The 22,406-nt window shown below is 31.9% G+C and carries 21 protein-coding genes and 1 tRNA gene; 10 read left to right on the forward strand and 12 right to left on the reverse strand.

The features are described from left to right. Positions 1–37 precede the first annotated feature (37 nt). Entirely contained in the window at positions 38–1,048 is a 1,011-nt protein-coding gene (locus KHA98_RS09835; protein ID WP_213257678.1) for a serine hydrolase domain-containing protein, read from the forward strand. Positions 1,049–1,232: 184 nt separating this feature from the next. Then, on the forward strand, positions 1,233–1,529 hold the full coding sequence (locus KHA98_RS09840; RefSeq protein ID WP_246522266.1) for a hypothetical protein: 297 nt from the start codon (positions 1,233–1,235) through the stop codon (positions 1,527–1,529). Between the two features lie 75 nt (positions 1,530–1,604). Here KHA98_RS09840 and KHA98_RS09845 read toward each other — a convergent pair whose 3' ends face one another. Further along, positions 1,605–2,699 carry a Ppx/GppA phosphatase family protein gene (locus tag KHA98_RS09845; RefSeq protein WP_213257680.1) on the reverse strand — a complete coding sequence of 365 codons (1,095 nt, stop codon included), beginning with the start codon at positions 2,697–2,699 and terminating at the stop codon, positions 1,605–1,607. A 1,076-nt stretch (positions 2,700–3,775) separates the two neighbouring features. Between KHA98_RS09845 and KHA98_RS09850 the strand changes: the two genes are divergently transcribed. From KHA98_RS09850 to KHA98_RS09860, 3 genes are read left to right on the forward strand one after another with little or no spacing between them, the layout of a single operon-like run. After that, on the forward strand, positions 3,776–4,390 hold the full coding sequence (locus tag KHA98_RS09850) for a YdeI/OmpD-associated family protein (RefSeq protein WP_213257682.1): 615 nt from the start codon (positions 3,776–3,778) through the stop codon (positions 4,388–4,390). 25 nt (positions 4,391–4,415) lie between these two features. Beyond that, the gene (locus tag KHA98_RS09855; protein ID WP_213257684.1) at positions 4,416–5,024 is read left to right on the forward strand and encodes a GNAT family N-acetyltransferase; all 609 of its coding nucleotides are present in this window, start codon (positions 4,416–4,418) and stop codon (positions 5,022–5,024) included. 21 nt (positions 5,025–5,045) lie between these two features. Continuing rightward, on the forward strand, positions 5,046–5,639 hold the full coding sequence (locus KHA98_RS09860) for a DJ-1/PfpI family protein (RefSeq protein ID WP_246522268.1): 594 nt from the start codon (positions 5,046–5,048) through the stop codon (positions 5,637–5,639). A 315-nt stretch (positions 5,640–5,954) separates the two neighbouring features. On the opposite strand, the gene KHA98_RS09865 is transcribed toward KHA98_RS09860, so the two are convergent. Together KHA98_RS09865 and KHA98_RS09870 are read right to left on the reverse strand one after the other, a co-directional pair. Next, positions 5,955–7,715 carry an alpha-keto acid decarboxylase family protein gene (locus tag KHA98_RS09865; RefSeq protein WP_213257685.1) on the reverse strand — a complete coding sequence of 587 codons (1,761 nt, stop codon included), beginning with the start codon at positions 7,713–7,715 and terminating at the stop codon, positions 5,955–5,957. Between the two features lies 1 nt (position 7,716). Continuing rightward, a complete protein-coding gene (locus tag KHA98_RS09870; protein ID WP_213257687.1) occupies positions 7,717–9,438 on the reverse strand; it encodes a flavin monoamine oxidase family protein in 1,722 nt (573 codons plus the stop codon). Between the two features lie 510 nt (positions 9,439–9,948). Here KHA98_RS09870 and KHA98_RS09875 point away from each other — a divergent pair. Then, the gene (locus KHA98_RS09875) at positions 9,949–10,134 is read left to right on the forward strand and encodes a class IIb bacteriocin, lactobin A/cerein 7B family (RefSeq protein ID WP_213257689.1); all 186 of its coding nucleotides are present in this window, start codon (positions 9,949–9,951) and stop codon (positions 10,132–10,134) included. 222 nt (positions 10,135–10,356) lie between these two features. Here the strand turns inward: KHA98_RS09875 and KHA98_RS09880 are convergent, their stop codons facing one another. The 5 genes from KHA98_RS09880 to KHA98_RS09900 all read right to left on the reverse strand — a co-directional run bounded on the left by KHA98_RS09880 (position 10,357) and on the right by KHA98_RS09900 (position 14,888). Then, positions 10,357–10,896, reverse strand: a complete 540-nt coding sequence (locus KHA98_RS09880) for a DUF3575 domain-containing protein (RefSeq protein ID WP_213257691.1) — start codon at positions 10,894–10,896, stop codon at positions 10,357–10,359. Between the two features lie 88 nt (positions 10,897–10,984). Beyond that, a complete protein-coding gene (locus KHA98_RS09885) occupies positions 10,985–12,139 on the reverse strand; it encodes a helix-turn-helix domain-containing protein (RefSeq protein ID WP_213257693.1) in 1,155 nt (384 codons plus the stop codon). A 493-nt stretch (positions 12,140–12,632) separates the two neighbouring features. Next, positions 12,633–12,705: transfer RNA gene (locus KHA98_RS09890), tRNA-Met, on the reverse strand. 129 nt (positions 12,706–12,834) lie between these two features. Beyond that, entirely contained in the window at positions 12,835–13,359 is a 525-nt protein-coding gene (locus KHA98_RS09895; RefSeq protein ID WP_213257695.1) for a DUF4269 domain-containing protein, read from the reverse strand. Between the two features lie 2 nt (positions 13,360–13,361). Further along, positions 13,362–14,888 (reverse strand): ArnT family glycosyltransferase, encoded by a 1,527-nt coding sequence (locus KHA98_RS09900; protein WP_213257697.1) that lies wholly within the window; start codon positions 14,886–14,888, stop codon positions 13,362–13,364. 223 nt (positions 14,889–15,111) lie between these two features. Here KHA98_RS09900 and KHA98_RS09905 point away from each other — a divergent pair, with 223 nt between their 5' ends. Next, on the forward strand, positions 15,112–15,531 hold the full coding sequence (locus KHA98_RS09905; RefSeq protein ID WP_213257699.1) for a hypothetical protein: 420 nt from the start codon (positions 15,112–15,114) through the stop codon (positions 15,529–15,531). Positions 15,532–15,625: 94 nt separating this feature from the next. Here the strand turns inward: KHA98_RS09905 and KHA98_RS09910 are convergent, their stop codons facing one another. From KHA98_RS09910 to KHA98_RS09925, 4 genes are all read right to left on the reverse strand, one after another. Next, positions 15,626–16,177 (reverse strand): DUF4494 domain-containing protein, encoded by a 552-nt coding sequence (locus tag KHA98_RS09910; protein WP_213257701.1) that lies wholly within the window; start codon positions 16,175–16,177, stop codon positions 15,626–15,628. Between the two features lie 189 nt (positions 16,178–16,366). Beyond that, positions 16,367–16,543: a histone H1 gene (locus tag KHA98_RS09915; RefSeq protein ID WP_213257703.1), complete on the reverse strand. Its 177-nt coding sequence runs from the start codon at positions 16,541–16,543 to the stop codon at positions 16,367–16,369. Positions 16,544–17,011: 468 nt separating this feature from the next. Then, on the reverse strand, positions 17,012–17,461 hold the full coding sequence (locus tag KHA98_RS09920; protein ID WP_213257705.1) for a hypothetical protein: 450 nt from the start codon (positions 17,459–17,461) through the stop codon (positions 17,012–17,014). Positions 17,462–17,659: 198 nt separating this feature from the next. After that, positions 17,660–18,193 (reverse strand): YcxB family protein, encoded by a 534-nt coding sequence (locus tag KHA98_RS09925; RefSeq protein ID WP_213257707.1) that lies wholly within the window; start codon positions 18,191–18,193, stop codon positions 17,660–17,662. Between the two features lie 373 nt (positions 18,194–18,566). Here KHA98_RS09925 and KHA98_RS09930 point away from each other — a divergent pair, with 373 nt between their 5' ends. From KHA98_RS09930 to KHA98_RS23050, 3 genes are all read left to right on the forward strand, one after another. Next, positions 18,567–19,658, forward strand: coding sequence for a sensor histidine kinase (locus KHA98_RS09930; protein WP_213257709.1), 1,092 nt, complete (start codon positions 18,567–18,569; stop codon positions 19,656–19,658). 8 nt (positions 19,659–19,666) lie between these two features. Beyond that, positions 19,667–20,983 (forward strand): sigma-54-dependent transcriptional regulator, encoded by a 1,317-nt coding sequence (locus KHA98_RS09935; protein WP_213257711.1) that lies wholly within the window; start codon positions 19,667–19,669, stop codon positions 20,981–20,983. A 434-nt stretch (positions 20,984–21,417) separates the two neighbouring features. Continuing rightward, positions 21,418–22,398 (forward strand): helix-turn-helix domain-containing protein, encoded by a 981-nt coding sequence (locus tag KHA98_RS23050; protein WP_213257713.1) that lies wholly within the window; start codon positions 21,418–21,420, stop codon positions 22,396–22,398. Positions 22,399–22,406: the final 8 nt, after the last annotated feature.

A 22,406-nucleotide genomic window follows, 5' to 3' on the forward strand; every position in this document is an offset into this window, starting at 1 on the left:
ATAAATATTATTTTTTATATTTATTGAAATTTACGTCATGACTCCAAATACACAAAGCAGAATTTTTCTTCTTATTATCTTCCTTATTACTTGTGGTACTATTTCCAGCCAGTCCGTACAGAAAGATGCAAAACTTGACAGTTTATTTGAGTCTTTACAAAAAACAAAAACATTCAACGGCAATGTTCTGATTGCTCAAAATGGAAAAGTAATCTATGAGAAAGCTTTTGGACAGGCAGATGCCAGTAATACTATTCAATTAAACAAAAAATACAGATTTCACATTGGTTCTATTGCTAAAGAATTTAATGCTGTTGGTATTATGATGCTAAAAGAACAAGGCAAACTAAAGCTGGAAGATACTATCACTAAGTTTTTGCCTGAACTTCCTTTATGGGCAAATAAAATTAAAATCATTCATTTGCTTCAATATACAAGTGGACTACCACAAATAAAATGGAACGAAGTCAATCAGGATTCTGATAATATGACGGAATTAAAAAACACAAAATCTCCTGATTTTGAGCCGGGAACAAAGTATGATTACAATAACAATAATGTGTTTTTGCAAAGAAGAATTATAGAAAAAATCACTAAAATGTCTTTTAACGATTTTGTGGTAAAAAAAATACTTCTGCCAGTTGGAATAAAAAACGGAGTTGTTGATCCTGACGAACAGGAAAAATTCTTCGCCAAATCTTATAATAATACGGGAAAACAAGACAATATTAAATACAATATTTCGGGCTGGACTGCATTAAATTTGGAAGATTTTTACAAATGGTCACAAGCCATAAATGCATTCAAACTTATCACTCCCGAATCTACTCAGGAACTTTTTAATCCTTTTTCGGATGGAAATCAAACGGGACTTGGAGAAGGAAATATTCAACAGGGCAAAGTTGTAAATCACATACACGACGGCGCTGCCTTTAATTATCAGGCTTTGCTTGTTGCTACTACCACTTTCACGATTATTTTAATGACCAATAACAAACAAAATAATTTAGATGCTATAAATACTTCTATACAATCTATTATTAAATAAAAGTCACTATTTAAACAACTCAATAAAGTCTATTTGTAAGGCATCGCACGCTTTTTCTAAAGTTGAAAGCGTTGCATTTGTATTTCCAAAAATGAAAGTTTTTTCCTCAGTTATCATACAAGATAACCTTTTAATGAAAATAACTTAAGAAATTTGAAGCCTCAAAATAAAATAAATAGCAACAATGGAAATCAAAAATTTAGAATACATTCAAAAATTATCAGCACAATATCTAAATAAACTAAAACCGACTGTTGGTAAAACCTATAATACCGAAATCAAAGTACTAAATTATGCTGAGTTGGGTTGTGTTATTACCGAAATGCTAAAATTGTGTATTCTGGCGCTGGATCCCGAAAATGATAAAAAGTCGGCTATAAATGTGGCATTGGTTTTAGAGCAAGTATTACAACTGTTTCCAAGCGATGAATTTGAATTGCTGGATATAATTAATGAGCATTTGGTTTCGGGAACTACATAAAGAAATATTACATTTATTTTACGCATAAAAAAAAGCTCCAGATTTCTCTGAAGCTTTTTTTTATCGTTGTTTACCTTAAAAATTGGTATTCACTTTTTTAGAACGGTCTGCAATATAAGAGATCAACCATGTTACTTGTCCTTCTTTTACAAACAAAATTTTCTTTGATGCTAAATTCGGGATACTCTCTAAACATGACAATAAAATATTGTTTGCAGAGATTAGGTATTTTTGGTCATACGTACTTAAAACTCTCGCTGCCTCTGTATTCGTTTTTGCGTAGGTGGTAAACTTACTGAAGTTGTTCTTTAAAACCGCATCATAATCGATAACGTCTTCCATAGTTAAAGCAACATAATGGTTCTTTACGTTTTGATCGTAATATAATGTTGCAAAAGCCCAAACAGCTCCTCCAGATAAATATATTTTTTCTTTTTTAGCCAAAAGCGGGTTTGCATCCAGCATTTCTTTTACTTTTTTACGTAAAACGGTATTAAAATCAAAAGATTTTTCCTGATATACAGACATATCATTTGCCTGATTTGGGTTTACCACTTTCTTTTGTACAGCATCTGTAAGTGTCATTGTACCAAAATCAAGCTCTAGAGGTACAAACTCTAACTTTCCATCTTCAAGTTCGTCAATATATCCGCCTTTGGTATTTTGAGCTCCAATATCAAGCAAGAAAGCATTATTATAATCAACCGGAGGCATTGCACCTTTAATCAAGGTTTTAGCTTCTTCGTTAACGTTTAATATTTCAAGTTCTTTGGCTGTTAGAACACTGATTTTCTTTTTTAGAGCATCAATATTACGTGCAGATGCAAAAACAGGTGCTGCTACGATAAAGATATTTTCTTCGGGGATTTTAAATTCTTCTTTTATTTTATTCAACTGTGCTACAACAGTAATTCCGGTTCTGGTTAAATCTTCCTGAGAAAGTTCTCCTGTAGCACCAATATGATCCGCAAAAGCAATTCTGTCTGTAGAGAAGTATAATATTTTATAATCGGCTTTTCTGATGTTACTTACATCAAGAACAGAAACTTTGATGGCGCGACGTCCGATTTCAATTCCTCCCCAAATATTTTTTTGAGAAAACGAATTAAGGGAAAAAAATAAACTAAAAAGAATAATGAGTAAAACTTGGGGTTTGTTGTTTTTCAGCATGGTATTTAATTACTATTATAATATAATTTTTGAAGAATGTACGATAATGATTAGCCGTTGTCTTTTTTTATAAAAGCACAATTTTAAAAAAGATAAATGATTGTTTAAAATCTTACTATTTTTCTCGAAAATTGCAGAAACTGGTTTCATAAAAAAGCCTTAAGCCTTTTTAAATTAGCTATAAACCAAAAGATTTAATGAATGCTTATATCCAATTGACATAATGAAAAAGTAATGCTTAACAGGCTAAAATACTGCCCGTAAATGTTGTTTAAAATTGTTGTGCAAATTTATAAAACATATACTAATATAAAGTCTGATATAGAAAAAATATACTATTAAGTTAATTCTGGAATGTTTTGCTGTTACTGAAATAGGATTGTATTTTTATAACCTACTGAAAACGAATTACAATAGCATTCAAATTACTATGAAGTAAATAATAACCTAAACTTAACAAATGATCGGTTTTTAGGCCGAACTAAAGAAAAATCTCTAATTTTGAGCATTATTTAGCGTATTATTTTTTAGAATTCTTAAAAAATAAACTGCTTTTCTGCTCTTTATATCTTGTTTTCGACATTCCAATAGTTGCTTTTATTAGAGTATTTTTTTGAGAAAAGACCTTTGCTATTTAAAATCAAAAAATAGGTTATTTTTTCTTGTGCAAACATGACCCAAAATCACTACATTTATCTGACTTTCAACAAACTTCAAAAAGCTCCATCTTAATAGAAAATAAAAACAATACTTAACAGACGACATAAACCATTTAAAATGCCGTCAAAAATGAGATCATTATGTCAAGAATCTTTATGGCAATAGGTTTAACTATCACTTTTATAAGTTGGATTCTATATCGTCTTATTGTAAAAAGGGACTTAAAGAAAAATTTAAACAATGTATATCTTGGACTCTTTTTTATAGGAACCTGGACACTTTTCTATTTTTTTATTGTTGCGTTTTTTTAAAGCTATCAATCATTATTTGCCGTAAAATATTCTCCCGCTAGCGAGATACTCTCTGGTGAACAACTATATTCTTTATTCTTGTCATAAAATTAAATTCTTTAATTAATGGAAAATTACAACAAAGACGTTACTGCTTACATTGCAAAAATGGCTGATTTTGCAAAATCTATTCTAACTCATTTAAGAGAAATCATTTTTAGTACCTGCCCGGAAGTAGAAGAAAATATAAAATGGGGAACACCACATTATTCGTATAAAGGCGAACATTTGGTTATGATGGGCGGTTTTAAACAACATTGTTCTTTTAGTTTGTATAAAGCCGAACTGATGAAAGATAAAGAAATACAAGCAAGTGTAAAAGCAGGTAAAAAATTTGGTTATATGGACAAAGTCAAAGATTTATCTGAATTGCCAAACGAGAAAATTCTAATTGTCTATATCAAAGAAGCAATGGAATTAAACGAAAATGGCACTGCAAAACCTAAGCCTGTAAAAGAAAAATCGGCAGTAGAAGTTGTTGCTCCTAAAGAATTTACAGATGCATTAAAAAAAGACAATAAAGCGGCTGAAATCTTTGAAAGTAAATCGCCTTCCTTTCGTAAAAACTATATCATCTGGATTGCAGACGCTAAAACAGACGAAACCAGAAATAAAAGGATTGCCCAATCTCTGGAATGGATAGCAGAGGGAAAAGACAGATTTTGGCAATCTAAAAAATAAGACCACAGAAACACATATAATTAAAATGAACGAAATAAAATTTGATTACAAAACCGATTATATTCTAGAGGACGAAACTGTACTTTTAAGACCTCTGAAATCAGACGATTTTCAATATCTTTTAAACTTTTCAGTTAACGAACCTGAAATTTGGGAATTTAACATGGGTGGTGCAAACGGAGAAGAAAATCTATTGAAATATATTGACAATGCGTTAAAGCAAAGAGAGAAAGAAAACCAATATCCGTTTATTATTTTTGATAAAAGAACAAACGAATATGTTGGAAGCACCAGATTTTACAGTATTGTATTGGAATTGAACACCATTGAAGTGGGCTATACTTGGTATGGAAAAAAATATCAAGGCACAGGAATAAACAAAAATTGCAAATACTTAATGTTTGACTTCGCATTTGAGAAACTAGGAGTTGAAAGAATTGGTCTAGGAGCTAACAGTAAAAATACCCGAAGTATAAATGCAATGAAAAGCGTTGGTTGTACTGAAGAGGGAATATTAAGAAGCCGTAGTTTTGATCAAAATGGAAACAGAATTGACTCAACAATTTTGAGTATTTTAAAAAACGAATGGATTGAAACATGGAAGACAAAACTTAAAAATAAAACGATCAGATAATGATCTTCTGGGCACAATATTATGAATATAGCAGTTTTACTATTTGACGACTTTGAAACCTTAGATGTTTACGGACCTGTAGAAGTTTTTGGACGACTTCAAGACTTGTATAAGATCAAGTTTTATTCACTGAATGGTGGGCAAATAAAAAATAAACATGGAGTTTCTGTCTTGACTTCAAAATTCGAAGACGTTAACGAGAACTTGGAAATATTTATAATTCCTGGCGGTTTAGGTACAAGAAAAGAAGTTGAAAATAAATTACTTATTGACAAAATAAAGGAAATAGCAGCATTCAGCAAATTTGTATTGACAGTTTGCACAGGAAGTGCATTACTCGCAAGAACTGGACTATTAGACCATAAAACAGCAACTTCAAATAAACGGGCATTTGCCTGGGTAATTACAAATGGCACTAATGTAAATTGGAACAAAAAAGCACGTTGGACAGTTGACGACAAATATTATACATCATCGGGCGTAAGTGCCGGAATAGACATGACCTTGGGTTTTATAAGTGACCAACACGGAATTGAATTTGCAAAACAAATTGCATTTGAAATTGAATATAACTGGATCGAAGATAAAGACAACGACACTTTTAGAGTAGAATAAAATATCGCTGAGAAAACACAGATTCATTAAAAAAAGCCATCTCAGCAATTAAAACTGAGACGGCTTTTGTTGTTTATTAGAAAGAATATCTTAAAGATTAACCCGTTGGGTGAAATTATTTTTTTAACACATAGAAACAGTAGATTTTAGTTTTAAATAAAAAAAGGTTAAAGAAAAAACTAGTTTTCACACATAGCTATGTTTATTTAAAAAAGTGAAACGCCTTTTATGGTCAAGAAAAACTATGTCTCTATGTGTTAAAATTAAATTTTATTACATTTCATCCAACGGGTTAAAGATTAATCCATTTTAAACTTAACATAAACTCCAGTCTTTATCGAGAAATTCATCTTCTCCGGGCTCTTCTGTTTTATAAGCAATGGCTTCCGGAATAGACGTTTTAGGTATGTTTACATGTATAATGGTATTTTCTTTAATGCTTTCAAGCTGTTTTAAAACATCATCAAGTTCATCGAGACTGTTGACTTCAAAACCTTTGCCTCCAAATACATCAACGAGTTTCGCATATTTCCAACGGTGCATTTCGTTGTAATCATAAACATTGTTTAAATCTGGAATGCTATATTCTACCTTGTCTTCACCACGAAACGGATTTGGATTAACCAGCATTTGTTCGATACCATAAATACCATTATCCAAAACAAAAACAATGGTGTCGTGTTTCAGTTTATTCTGTGTAGAAATGGCTTGACAGGTTTCCTGAAAAGCACCATCTCCAACAAATACTACCGGTCTTTTATCTGGTCTGGCACATTTTATTCCGGTTGCTGCAGGAACAGAATACCCTATCGAAAGCCATGATGCCTGTGCTACGAATCCGTTTGGTTCTGGAATACGAATACCCTGAGCGCCTAATAAAGGAAAACCAGCATCGGCAACTACTATATGTTTCTCATCTATAAAATCATTAATTCGATTGAAAAATGTATCATAAGTTAGCGCCGGTTTTTCTTTTCTCGCTATCGCTACATCCGCTAAAAAAAAGGATTCAGACAGATTCTTTGCATCATACATTTCGTAAGCACTAAAAGCAACTTTGGTAAGTTCTTCTTTCAGGAATATCATAAAATCTCTTAGCGATACATTAGCTATATAAGAAGCTCCAATTCTTACCCCACTGTGATTGGCAAGTACAGTATCTTCCTTCCATACATCAAATCCGCCAAGATTTTTTCCGGTCGTCCATACGCCCAGACCAATTTTTAGCTGAGCTTTTTCAAATTGTTCCTTGACATCTTTTGGTGATGCTTTGCCATTAAAAACACCTTTGAATTTGGGATGATTTTCAGACACGATTGATTTTCCAAGTATAGAGGTCACAAATTCGGTATCGGTAGTTTCGATCAGATCCAGGAATTCCTTTTGAATACCATAGCGCTGAATCTCGATGCCGCCCCAAAAAATAATTTCTTTTCCCTTTGCCATTGCCGCTACTCTTTGAGCCGCTTTGCGTGCACTTGATTGACATTTAGATGCTTCTCTTTCTACTAATGGAGCCACAGGCGGATTACATTCCATTCGCCATACATCTTCAAAAACCTCAAGATAAACCGGTCTTCCGTATAAAATACAAGCATTCAGCACGGCATCAATTTTATAAGGTGCATCTGATGAACCTGTAACTTGTTCTGCCGCGACGGTAACATTTCGGAACACATTGATATTGCTATACATATCACCTGTCATATGTGAGGCCAGCATACCCTGAACAAGGCTTCGCTGCTGATCTTTATTGGTCGGAGCGCCATTAATAACAAGCACTGGACAATGCTCTACGTAAGAACCTGCAACCGAATTAAGTAACGTAAATGCTCCCACGCCATATGTTACCGCAACTGCAGCGAAACCGTTTTGACGTGCATAGGCATCAGTACAATGTCCGGCATTTATTTCGTTTGTATCGTTAACAATTTTGATTTTTGAACTTTTGTCTTCGTGAATCGTATTTAAAAACGGTGCGGTATAATTGCCCGCAATTCCAAATAAATGCGTCAACCCTAATTGTTCCAGACGTAGTTGCAGGTATTTTGCAACGGTGATTTTTTTCTGTACCATCTTAAATTGGATTATTAAGGTTACCCGTATTTTCGTTTACTTCAAGCGCAGTACGAATTCCGGACTCGATAGCGCCTTCAATCCAGGCATGTTTCAAAGAAGTATGCTCACCGGCAAAATGGGCTTTTCCATTCCATTCTGTTGAGATAATATGACGCTGCAATAAGTGTAATTGTCCCGGATTAAATATAGCCGCTTCACCATAAGCATAAGGGTCGCGCATCCAACTTTGTGTGGCTCCGCCGATTAATTTTCCAGCTTTGCCTTTCTGATTCTTGATACTTGAGGTAATTACAGCAAGATCAATAATACGCTGTTGTTCTTTCTCGTCATCAGAGTGCATGATGGCGAGGTTTTTAAGTGCATAAAAATACCTGTCGTCGTCATCCATAGAATCCCAGCGGCTTGCTTCGTCAGACCAGCAATAAGAGGCCAGTACAAGACCATGTCCTTTAGTTCCCAAATCATTACTCGGATAATAAGTAAAACGGTTCGAAAAATCGGTAATTGTGCCACCGCCAACAATATTATAAGGTGCTTCCTGCCACCATTTCTCACGAAATTCCAACAAAATTTTAGTAGCAGAATCGTAGTGCAGTTCACGAATTGCTTTTCGTTTTAACTGTTTGAATTGTGGTGTTACATACACATGTCTTAATGCCGAAAAAGGTATGGTAACAATTACTTCATCAAATTCAAGATCACTTACAGGCGTTTTTAATGCTTTGAATCCTGCATCTTCATAAAACTGGAAGTCACGCTCTACCTCAATATTTACTTTTATCTTTACTTTGTTGTTAACGAGCATCATTTCGGTCATTCTGCAATCAAAATAAGTGTTTTCTTCGAGACTATGCGCTTTGAAAAATGCATTTGGCAACATGTCACTTCCGCCAACAATTTCCAAAAACCGAGTAGAATCTTTGATAATATTTTGTTCTATAAAACTTTGGATAAAATCATACGCCATTCTAGACTCCAGATTTTGCATTACCCCTATCATTTCGATGGCATTCTCTGAATACATCGAATTCTCTTTTAAAAAACGACGCATCGAATATTCTCCGTAACGTTCAATCAGCAAAGGCCAGTTTTTCTCAGGATCTTCTGCTATAAAAGCTTTAAGCGGATTAATTAGATTGGCCATTAACTGGTCGGCACGCATGTTTTCGCTGCTGCCCAGATGAAAGTCCAATAGTTTGTTTACATCGACAACTTTAGTTTTATCTTTTGGGATGTATTCATTCTGGACAACTCGTTTGCGGTTAACGTAGAAAAGAGAATTTCTGGTAACCTCCGGCTCTGGTTTATTAGGATCTGCCTGATGTGCAATTGCCTGTTCTTTATCAACAGACAGATAATAAAAAGGCTCCGTTTTAAGTCCGAGTTTATCAATATATTTTAGTACCATTTGGTGTATGGTCGGGATACGCATCGCACCGGCTTCGCCATAAACACTGTCGTCTTCAAAGTATTTTTTGTCTTCAGAATTTCTGAAAGTCTTGATCCTGCCACCAACACGGGTATTTGATTCAACTATAGTAACATTATGACCAGCCTCTTTTAACAAAGCTGCGGATACCATTCCGGCCATTCCGGCACCAATGATTAATACATCTTTTGGTTTATCCGTGCGCGGGATTCCCTCGTCAATATACTTTAAGTATTGCTGAATAATAACGTCGTTGTCTTCGTCGAGTAAGCCGTGTAAGTAGTTTTCCATGATCAGGTGATTTAGTTAATGGTTTATTCTTTTAGCAAATGAAATTCTTTAACAAATAAACTCAGTAAATTCCTAATTTTTAAGCGTAATTCTACCTGTTTTTATATTGTAGGATAAGGGATTTTTAATTCTGTCGGATAAAAAGTAGTGTATAATAGTAATCTTTAACTTAAATAAAAATAACTGAGTAATGTTTAAATTAAGTATATTCGTACGTCATTTTAAATTACAAATCTGTTAAAAGCCTGAAAAAACTTTATTTGTTACTTCTTTTACTATTCGCCATCTGGATTATTAGGCCTGAAAAATGAATGAAACACATAAATTGAGTTAGCAAAAAATCCGAAATTGACTTAAACTATTTCCTAAATGATTTTTCAGAAAGAGAAAAAAAATTTAAAAAAACTATTGAATTATAAAATATAGAAAATATTCCTGCGCGAGGATAGACAAAAACCCCAAGTGTCTATAAATGATTGGGGATTAAGTAAATTTTTAAACTTTTGTATTATGTTAAAGAAAATTTTAAATTTAAACGGAGCACAAGAATTAACTAAAAAAGAGCTAAAAGCGGTAAATGGCGGAGTAACTGAAGCCTGTGCAAAAGCACTTAGCATTGGAGCAGCCATCTTGAAAAATGGAGCATGTCCGCCGGAATATCCTTTAGCTGGTGGAGGTTGTTGCTTTGCAGATTAAATAATTAATTTCCCCCTACTTGCGCGAGCGTCCCATTCATAAACGAATCGAGACGTTCTCAAAAATGATTAAAGTAAAAAAGCTTCAGAGAAATCTGAAGCTTTTGTATTAGTAATGGGAAACATTCGAATATCTAACCAGTTTTTTAAAGATTTTTATAAAGTTGCAACAAGAATTTGACTTTATAAATTGAATTATTATTTTTTGACAACATCAATTTTATTAAAATCGATACGCAGCACTTAGTCCAAATTTTGCAACTTGGGTGTGGTCCGTTTTATCAGCATTAAATAGTAGTTTTCCCCAACCAATATTTGCTTCGAAAAGGAAACCACTTTTACTGACCCATTTCCAGCCTCCGCCTGCACCGAGAGCAAAATCAATAACATCGGGATTTTCGGTATATATTGAATGATCTTCCGAAGTATATATTTTTTTGCCATCTATAGAAGTCAGCATTCCAAATCCTTCAACAAACCAGCCTGATGCATATTTTTTGCCAAAATATCTTCTGTAATAGGGAGATGCGGAATAATTTAAATCTTTTTCATTCTTTGTGTTGTCAAATATGTAATTAAAAGAAAGTCCAAATGATGAATTATGATTTAAATTTCTTTCGTAACCAAACTGAAAGGATTGCCATAAAGGGGCAAGGACATTTAATTTAATTTCATTATTCTTCTGATAAGGATCGGTTTCATTCTGTGCTTTAGCAGCATAAAAGACAAATAAAACAACAAGCAGCAAATAGTTTTTTTTCATAAAAATTGATTTGAATTATTGAAATCCAAAATTGATATAAGAAAAAATAGAAAAGGTCTCAAAAGCTTAAAAATGGATAAATTGATACCTATTTACAGGTGATTTTATACTCATTAGGTGTTTGTCCTGTATGTTTTTTAAAGGCTTTGTAAAAAGTGGCTTTTGAAGTAAATCCGGATTCCATCCCCATTGCCAGCAGATTGTAATTTTCATAATCAGAATTTGAAATCATTTCCTTAACAGCTTCAACCCGATATTGGTTAATATAATTGGCAAAGTTATCTTCTGTTATTGTATTTATAATTTGCGAAAGATATCCTGCGCTTATTCCCAGCTGTTCTGCTATTTTTTCTCGGTTTAATGTGCTGTCAATATAAATGTGCTGTTCCTTGCAAAGCAGTTCTAGTTTTTGGAAATATGGATTATCTGCCGTGATAGATTCTCTGTATTTTTCTGAGATATTATTTTCTTCTGTTAGGCTATTTTCTGTAATTTGAAAACTAACAGATGAAACAGCTAAATCGTTATTCAGGAAATTATAAATGGCCTCTTTATTTTTGGCCAGTTTGTATTTGTAAATTCCGACATAAGCTGTCCAATGAATTATGAATGTAGCAGATAATCCCAGAACACTCATAATAAAAGAAACATCTGTTTGAAAATACCAGCCAACCAAATAGGTAGTAAGCCAAATAATCAATAGCAGCGACATACCAGTTAATAAAGTAATAACCCATTTTTTTTCTTGAGGATCCTTTAAATGTCTTATCATAAAATAAGAGTAAAGAGGTAGAAAAAGGATGATGATAACGGCTAATAACAGCTGAATCATCCTAAGTATATTAATTAAATAAATGTAGGATTCAGGAATTTTATAAATTCCTGCTACAATGTCAAGACAGACTGCAACAGAAAGAATACTGTTATAGGCAAATGGAATGTAACACAAATAAATTTTCTGTTTATTTTTTACCGTATCATCAATGCGGTTTATAATAAACAGAAATGTAAAAACAGGCAATAGAAATATCCAATCGATAGCGTCTATAAAACGTAATAAAGGATAGGTTTTAAAAACAGCTTCAATTTCAAAAACATAATTTAGTAAAACAATGGAAAGTACAAACAGCAAATAGGCTAGATATTTATTTGAATTGCTATTGAATAAAGAAGACTTTAATATAATTAAGCCTAAAACTACTCCCTGAAAAATCGCAATATTTAAAAGTGTGGTATAAATCAATTTTAAAAATAAAAGTTGTTTTGAATATTTGTTTTTGAATATTATGGTAACTAAGTCATACTTGAAGACATAACACATTTAATTCGCATTAATAGAACTAATTTATGTTAATGCGAATGATTTTCTTTGTGGATTAAGAAATGATTAACTAATAGATAAAAGAACTATCTGAGATTCTTATTTAAGAAAAGAAAAAGTTTGATCGGATAATTTTATTTCGAAAAAGACAAAAGCTTCAGATTTCTCTGAAGCTTTTGTCTTAGTAGTTCGTCGCGGCGAAAACTCGAACCTCTGTCCGCCGCGGTGGATATGAGCCCAAAAACTATTATTTCTTTAAAACAAAAAAGCTCCAGATTTCTCTGAAGCTTTGTCTTAGTAGTTCGCCACGGCGAAGACTCGAACCTGTGTCCGCCGCGGCGGATATGAACCCGCAAATCTTTAATTTCGCTAAAAACAAAAAAAGCTCCAGATTTCTCTGAAGCTTTTGTTTTAGTAGCGGGAACAGGACTCGAACCTGTGACCTTCGGGTTATGAGCCCGACGAGCTGCCTACTGCTCTATCCCGCGATGTTTCGGGTGCAAAGATACACACTAAATACAGTTTTCCAAAGGAAATAATGATTTATTTTAACGAAAGTACTTTTTCAACCGCTAATCCTCTAGTCTAAAGCCTACTGCGTCTAACATTTTTTTTGATTAAATTTTATAATCCAGCAATTCCTGATACGGATTGACTTTTAAACCTAGTAATTTGCCAAAAGCAGGCTCGGTTTTAAAACCCTTTCGTTTTAGTTTTATGATTTCCTGACGGAAGTTTTCGCCTTTTAACTCCAGAATCTGATGTTCGATAAGCATATGTCTGTATCCGTTTTGCTCTTTGGTCGGAATATTTTGCCCGAAGATTTCAATTTCGAATCCATCAATTAAAAAGTTCGCAATTACAGATTCCTGATTATTGATATAGGCTTCCTGAATTTTGAATTCGTTTTTATTTTCAAACAGCAAACGAATCCTGGAAACAAATTCGGCTTTACTTGTCCAGTAACAAATAACATCCAGATCACTGTTTTCAATATCTATATTGATCGGAATTGTTCCAACCAATATAGGATCAAACTCTGAAAGGGTATCTAAAATCTTATTTTCCGTTAAAATCTGGTAAGCCAAAATCTGTTTAGCATTACCTGATTGTAAATAATCAATAGAACTAAAATCGATCATGTTTATTTATCGTAATTTGTTTCTTCTTTAATTTCCTGTTTTAATCGATTATTAATATCGATTTTGGCGTTTGCAAAAACAAAAATGGTGGTTTTGTATTCTCGCGCGTATTTGTTTGTTATTTCACCACTTATGTATCCCGATTGAAAAAACGGACTTGTCTCTTCAAATTCATTGTTGTTTTCCTCAAATTCCTTTACTCTAATCAGGTTTTTGTAATAGATATTCAAATTAAACCAGTTCACATAATCAGCATTAAAAGAAACTGCTTTAATTCCTTTTTTGGTGTAATAATTAATTGCTCCGGCCTGACCATAATTATCACAAAGAACAAGCGTGTTTTCAGATTTAGGAAACATTGCATAAACTGAATCTGTTTTGCAGGCGAGTTCCTTCCACCCCAGCATATCAGCAAAATCCTGAGGTAATTCATGGTCCTTTCCGTCTTCCCAACGTAACATTCCCAATTTCTTATATTTTTCGGGATGTTTAAATATATATTCCGGACTTTTATTTGGGAATGCAAAATTGTATATCGGAATAAAAAACAGCAAAGGAATGGCAATAAATACAGGTTGCAGAAAACGTTTCCATCCAGTTTTTAAAATTTCGCCTAAATAAACGGCACCAAAAGCAATATAAACAGGATACAATCCAATGGCATAATAGGCTTTGGCTTTGAAATAAATAAAGACTAAAAGCGTGAATAGTATTGAAAAGAAAAATAGTTTATATCTCGCAAAAGGTTTATAAAAAAGCAACGCATAAAAGGAAAAAATAATTACCGGAAGGGCACCGATAAAAAACAGCAATTGTTCTTTTAAAAATCCGACGCGATCTACATTTACCAATTGTGTTTCTGCCAATTCTTTCATGTGATGTACAATAGGAAAATGATTGTTGTATTGCCACAAAAGATTCGGTAGAATTAAAATCAATCCCAAAATCAATGCAAAATAGAGTTTTTTTTCCGTAAAAATTTTTCTTTGTTCGGATAACAAAATAGCAGGTAAAAGGCCTATTAACAGAAAAAGGATATTGTATTTATTTAAAAAACCAAACGCAAACACTACTGCACCGATATAAAACCACTTTACTTTTTCGGTTGTTATGTATTCAATTACCACATAATAAAACAGTGTCCAGCATAAAACATCTAAAGAATTTGGCTGATACAACATATTGATTCTTAAAAGTGATGATAATAAAATACAAGTTGCCCCTAAAACTAAGGCATACAATTTTCCTTTTAAAACTTCGATTGTTTTCCAGACCACTATCAAGGTCAATACGCCAAAAAGAGCCGGGAAAAATTTAACCCAGAAAACCGAATTTCCAAGCAAATAGATCAGATACGAAAACCAGGAAGTTACAGGCGGAACAGATAAATAGCCCCAGGCCAGATGATGTGCCTGATCGAGATGCAGATATTCATCCCGTTGCAAATCATATTCAGAATCTATCAGGATATATTGCAAAATAAACTTTAGGAGAACAAATGCTGTTAAAATAAATGTTTTCTTATTCATGTAGATTTTGGTTTCTGAGGTTTGTTTTTTTTGTTAGTGGTTTTCAATTACAATTTGATTCTATAGCTAAGATAGGATTAATTTTAATTTTTCAATATTAGTAAAATCTCTTAAAAAACACACATAACAAACACCTTATCAAGCATTTACATTTAATAAAAATTTATTGAATCAATATTTTTTTTACCTTTAATACCTTCCAACAACTTTTAAAAAAAATATTATGAAAAAAAGACTATTGATTGTAATGGTTTTATTCGGAACCATTTCGTTTGTAAATGCACAAAGTGTAGGAGATATTACAAAAGCTGCCAGTAAAGCATCTACAACAGCAGCTCCTTCGTTTGATGTTGCTAGTATTTCTAATCAGGTTATGGGATTATTGAATCCTAAGTTGAAATTAACCGATGCGCAAAAACCTGCAGTTAATTCATTGGTAAATGAAGCTCTCAATAAAAAGAAAAGTATTTTACCAACAATGGCCACCGACAAATCGGGTTATAACTCAAAAATGACAGCCAACAGAGAGTCGTTTATTGCCAAAATGAAAAAGAATATAAGTCCCACACAATTTACAGCACTGACTGCTTTATTGCCAAAATCAGCTTCTGTAGTATCACCATTGGCACAAATGCTTTATTAAAGTAGTGAAATAAAAAAAGCAAAATAGAATCTATTTTGCTTTTTTTATTTTGTTCTTATTTTGAGAAAATCCGATTCGAAAATCGAAAACACTTTTACATACTTTCTTCTAAATATGCAGCATCAAACTCCATTGTGTCCTGCACTTCGGCAGTTACAGGCTTAGAAGCTTTAAGTGCATTAAATCTTTCCAACATTGCCGTTTCTTCCTCTTCTCCACTGAAATAAGGGAAAACATCCATAATTGGAGATTCTGAAATCGCCGGGATTGAGTACTCTCCCATTGAGTTTTTCATCACGTGAATTGTATTATCAAAAGCCTCTCTAACATCGTTGGCCTGAATCAGCATATACATGTTTGTTTTTCTTTCTTTTCCGCTTTCTTCATCATAGGCAATCAAAGAAACTTTTGATTTAAACCAACGGTCTGCATTTTCAAACGGGTGTATTTCGGCAAAATTCGCCACTTTTATATTGGTGATTTTAAATTCTTCACTTATATAAGCAGCCATTTCTTCATTAATTCTTTTTTCAGCTTCTGTATAAGATATTGCATCTACCAAATACGGCTCTGTTAAAACTTTTTGCCCTCCAGTCTCGTCCGTTTTTCTATATTTTACTTTGCATTCGTACCAAGTTGCGCTCATTTTTTTTAATTTTTAAGGATGCCAAAGATAGATTTTACAACGAAATAATGTCTTAAAATATGAAATAGATATTCACAATTTACAGTTTCAGATAGTAATATTTTAATATTCAGATATTTGTAAAAATTGATAAAAAAAACCTCGCTTACATTACATAAGCGAGGTTTTGTTTTTGAATACGGTTACGTATTATTTTTTTGATTCTTCGATAGAAACTTTTCTGAATTCTTTCAAAAGTTTTTCAATTTCTAAAGTAGCTTTTCTAGCTCTTGGTCCAGCAGCTTTAACTCCTTTTTCAGTTAATGATTCTGCTTCAGTTCTGAATGCGTCAATCTCGGCGTTGATTTTTACTAATAGATCTTTCATGCTTATACTTGTTAAATTAAGGCGCAAAATTAAAAGTTTGCTTGAACTATAACGCACGTTTAGTGTTAAAATTATAACTGTTTTAGCCAATTGAGTTAATAAAAACTTAACCTTAATTCTTTAAATCTAAAAATCAATGGATTACAAAAATCAATACATCACTTTTTTTCGAATATTTTTCAAAATTTACCGCTCATAGTACTTCATATGTGCATTGTGACACCTATTTCTGTCTTATTTCGTAAGAACTTCCTTCCTTTGCAGAATAAGATTCTATAATTTGTTTTAAGGAACTAGCAATCCGTTGATGCTTTCTGTTGATGCTTTCTGTTGATTCATTTCAAAACCGCTTTTGGGCAAAAGAAATTATCTTTAAAAAAAAGTAGGATATTGAGCAACCGATATCCTACTTGTAAAAAATGAATTAATAAACAACTTCTTGTAAAATCAAATTTTCATATGCCTTAACTAAGTTAAATGAAACAGTGCTTTATAAAGATTTTGAAATTGAGTCTGATAAATTGGGGGATTTAAAAAACTAACTTCATTATCCTTATTACAAAAAGGCACATTGCTCTTTAGATACATTTTTAATTCATTTATTATCTCTGGTTTTGTTTTAGCGTTATCCAATACAATTACATTAAGTATCTCATTCAAAAAAGATAAGGTATTATGCAATTGCTTATTAAATAAGCATACCAAAACATTTTTTCCTTTATTTTCTAATTTCAAGAATTGTAAAATTTCAGTTTTATCATAAACAACGAAAATTGAGCGATCATAATGAAACGATTCATTTTCATTTTTCAGCAAAAATGATTCATCAACAAAATCAAACTCATCCTTAAATTTTCTTTTAAACATTTTTAAAAAAACACCTTTGCTATCGCGTACTAAAATTTTCTCTTTTTCCATTATTCCCTTAAAATTTTGTCTTTTTTATTATCCATTAAAAAAATCAAAATATCATTTACAGTATTATTAATCAATAACTTAAACATTATACAAAGGTAAAGGCGAAAAAACCTCTCAAATTGCCCAATAAGACATAAAACAGTCATTATAAGCTTTTTATTCTATAAAACTCTAAATAAACAGAGTACCAATATTTCGTTAAACTTTAATTACAGGTCTTACATTACTATCCACAAAAGCAATTAATTCATCTATATTTCTGCCATTATTCTGCTTATTAGAAATAGAGATTATATAGTTGTTTTTTTCCTTAATATAAAGAAAGAAAAAATCCTTAGTCAAAATTGCATTTTCAATCTGACTCCATTTATGAGTTATGTCACCTAAAGGCGAACGAATGTATATAAATGAATTTGTAAAGTTGAATTTGTATTTATTAAAATACTTATCAATTTTTGCAAGTTTCTTTATTAGTTGAAATATAATTCTGCAGATTGTACTAACAAATGAATACTGAAGTAAAAAAAACAAGATAACGAGCGTAAGATTTCTAATTATCCAGGTAATAAAATCGGTATCAAAACTTAAACTAAAAAAAAATAATACAAACAAGAGTACAAAAGAAAATATCCTGACTTTATCCTCATAAAAGTTTCTAAAATACATCTTATTTAATTTACGTATTTCAACAGGATTTAATTTAAACTCCAAAGAAAATTTAGAATCGATCATATTGATTGCTATTTTGTTGTTCAGTAAATAGTAAAAAACAGTTAAGAGCTTTTTTTTATTTTATACGATTCAAAGTTAATTCTGTCTACCTTAATCGATAAACCCTTAAACATTTTTATAGTATCAGGATAAGACTTTTTGCTGAAATTTTGCTCTCTATCTATTAGAAAACAAATACTGTTTTTTATCTATAAAATTTACTTTTAAAAACACCACGATAAGTCAAAAATATATCACAATAAGACACAATAAATAGCTTATATCTTATTTGTTTACAACAAGTTAACAATAACATATCTTTAATATATATTAGTCAAATATTTAATTACTTTTGCCGCCAAAGTCAACATAAATATAGATAATTTCCTATAAAATGAAACAAAAACAAACCAAGGAAAAACTCAAAGAGAGAGTAAAAGAATTAACCTGTCTCTACGAAATTTCTGAAACGATATCAAAATCAAATTTCTTTGAAGAAACGATCTTAAAAAAAATACTAGAGAGCGTAAAAAATGCCTGGAAATTTAATCATGAAGCAATTGTCGAAATTCAAATCCCTAAATATCATATCACTACATCACCATTACCAGATTACACTGTATTTCAAATTAGCTTGATAAATTCTTCCAATATTGACTCCGGTTATATCAAGGTTCACTATCCTGCCGACCAATTTAATTTAACACATTTTCTCGCAGATGAGCAAAAACTTTTAAATGTAATTGCAGTGGAAATAAGCAGTTACATAGAAAAATTTGAGACTCTAAATAAAAAGGCCTCACTCGAGAGAACCCTTGAACACATTGACAGACTATCTATTCTTCATAAAACTGCAGCCGCAATTGCCCATGAACTTAATACCCCATTGGGAAATATTTTAGGCTATGCAGAACTGATTAAATTAACCAATAATGATCCTGAAATTGACTCTGATATTACCACCATTATCGACTCAGCAATTTATTCTCGTGAAATTGTTAAAAAATTAATGTTTTTTTCCTGCGAAATGGCATATCAGTCAAAAATTCAGGAAATAAAACCTGTCATTACTTTTGCATTCACTTTTCTGAAGCAAAATTTTCAGAAGAAAAAAATAAAAAGTGAATTAATTTTTAATAATACTGTTTCAAAAATAAAAATTGATTCGGTTCAAATAAAGCAAGTTCTTTTCAATTTATTAATAAATGCAATACAAGCATCAGAAGAAGGAAGCAGCATTAAAACGATTATCGAAAATGATACCGAAAATCTATTTATAAGAATTGAAGATCAAGGACATGGAATACCTCTGGAAATCAGACAACAAATATTTGAACCTTTTTTTTCTACAAAAAACAGCAATACGGGCTCAGGTTTAGGTTTAAGTCTTGTTGACGGAATCGTAAAAAATCATAATGGAGAAATAACCATTACAAACAATTACCCCACAGGTACTATTTTTCAAATACGCTTACCGATAACTTAAAATTTAAAATGAAATTAAACAAAGAAAATATACTTATAGTAGATGATAATTTCGAGATGCTAAATATTTTACAACGCACCATAAAAGCATTAAATTATCACACCTATAAGGCTTCGTCTGTTAATGAAGCCATAGAAGTTTTAAAAAGTAACTCAATAGATCTGCTTATAACAGATCTTGATATGCCAGAAATTAATGGTATCGAATTATTAAAGTACACCAAAGAGCACTTTCCGTTTTTATCCAAACTGGTTGTTACAGGAATGCCATCGATAGATAATGTGATAACCTCTTTAAAATCGGGCGCTGTAGATTATATTACAAAACCTTTTACAAACAGCGAGCTTATTACAGCAATTAAAGGTTCTCTCTCAAAACCCATCATTTCTGATAATCCTGTTGTAAGTGAACAAAACTCTTATGCAGAAATTATTGGTCATTCTTCACACTTCAAGAATTTAATTGATGTTATCAAAAGGGTACAAAATAATAATGTAAATATATTAATAGAAGGCGAAAGCGGAACCGGAAAAGAACTTATTGCCAAAGCAATTCATTATCAGGGCAATCTGGCAAAAATGCCTTTTATCTCTGTTAATTGCGGAGGTCTGCCCGAAAGCTTAATGGAATCTGAATTATTTGGACATGTTAAAGGAGCTTTTACAGGCGCATCAGAATCAAAAATAGGCTTATTTCAGGCGGCATCTGGTGGTACAATTTTTCTGGACGAAATAGGAAATGCGCCAATGGCAATTCAAACAAGACTTTTACGTGTATTACAAGAAAAGGAAATCACTCGAATTGGGGCTACAAATCCGGAAAAAATAAATGTAAGAATCATTTCTGCTACCAACAGTAATCTCAATGAAATGGTTTTAAAAGGTACTTTCAGAGAAGATTTATACTATCGAATTAATGTAATAAACATTAAAACCACCCCACTGCGCGAAAGAGAAGAAGATATTTTATTACTCGCAAAAACTTTTATTGATAAATATGCTGTTGAATTTAATAAGCCTAAAATAATATTGGATGAAAAAGTTTCCAGTATCCTAAAGCGCTATGAATGGCCAGGAAATGTACGAGAGTTGGAAAATTTAATACAGCGAATGATTATCATGAGCGATGAAATCATTACCCTTAAAAGCGTACCCGAACACTTAAAATATCATATACCCCAGCAACCCGATTTTTTAAAGTCTTTAAAAGAATATGAAAAAGAGCAAATTGTAAAGGTGCTTAATGCAGTTGGCAACAACAAAACAAAAGCGGCAAAAATTCTAAAAATAGACCGTAAGACTTTAAATCAAAAGATTATCGATTAAATCTATTCTACAAGATACTGATCTTAAAATAATAATAAGGAGGCTTTGTAGTCTCCTTATTTATTTCACATTACAACACTTCGAAGCTATCGCCAAAAACGAGTATAAATTCCTCAACTAAGAGAAATTTCCCTACAATAAAAAAAGACAATACAATTACAAGATATAGTATATCCTTAATTATAAGCAACATAACAAATCTAAAAAGAAAATGGCACTTGTATTGCTAATTAAAGTTTAAAAAACAACAGAATAAGACTACAATTTTATTATCCTGTTACTATTAAAAAAACTAGTTATGACTACTCTACTATATAATGATACTGATTAATTAGCCTTCAAATTGAGTCAAAACATTAAAACCTCAAAATCAACAAATTATAATATTATTAACAAAAAATTATTAACTTTAATACTGCCAAAAACAAATACCTGTGAAAACAATCGAACATTCTTATGGTGCAGATTTATCCTGGCCACAAAATTTAGCTCACCAATTTGGTGGAAAAGTAGAAGGAAACTTCATTATTGTTCCGGAAGATATTCAAACAGGCACACGCTATTTTCTCGAAATTGAGCCTGGCATAGTTGCTTATTATATCGATGTTGAATACAATCGTAATTTACATTTAATACAAAAAAATATCAACAAAGATTTTGTTGGCTATTACTACAATCTCACCGATGGTGAAGCTACAGTAAATACCCATAATTTCATGTACAATGTTAGTCGCTGGCAATATAACTTGTCAATTATTGACTCTTCTTTAGATTCCGATTATAATGTAAAAAAAGGGAGTAAGACCTATGCTTTAATCATATTTGTAAAAAAAGACATTATTGAAAATTACACCAAAAAAAATAATATTCCTTTACCTGATGTCTCTCAAATAGTTGATCCGGCCAAAAATACCATGATTCGATTTGACAGGATGAGCAGTGAAAGTTATCATTTACTTGATGATTTAAGAAAATTAAAGATCGGTGGACCTATTTTTAACCTTCATCTTACCGGAACTGTTCATTTGCTAATTTCTAATTATCTTAAAAAAGTTTCTACGAAACGCATTATTATGCAAACTGTTAATCAACAGGATTTAGCACAAATTATCTCTATACAAATGAGTTTAATTAAAAATATAGAAAATCATTTCCCAAGTATTAAATCTCTTGCAGAAAATGCTAACATGTCTGAATCAAAGTTCAAAAATTTGTTTCATAAAATTACCGGGGACACCCCCAATGTCTTCTTTATGGAAAACAAATTACTTCTTGCAAAAGAGCTCCTGGAAAAAAAGCAATTATCAATATCGCAAGTCTCAGACCAACTTAATTTTACAAACAACTCTTATTTTGCTTCAAAATTTAAAGAGTACTTCGGTTTGTCTCCAAAAATTTTTGTAAAAGAATTATAAGATCGTTT

This window comes from Flavobacterium branchiicola (assembly GCF_018383905.1).
In the GTDB taxonomy this organism is placed as follows: domain Bacteria; phylum Bacteroidota; class Bacteroidia; order Flavobacteriales; family Flavobacteriaceae; genus Flavobacterium; species Flavobacterium branchiicola.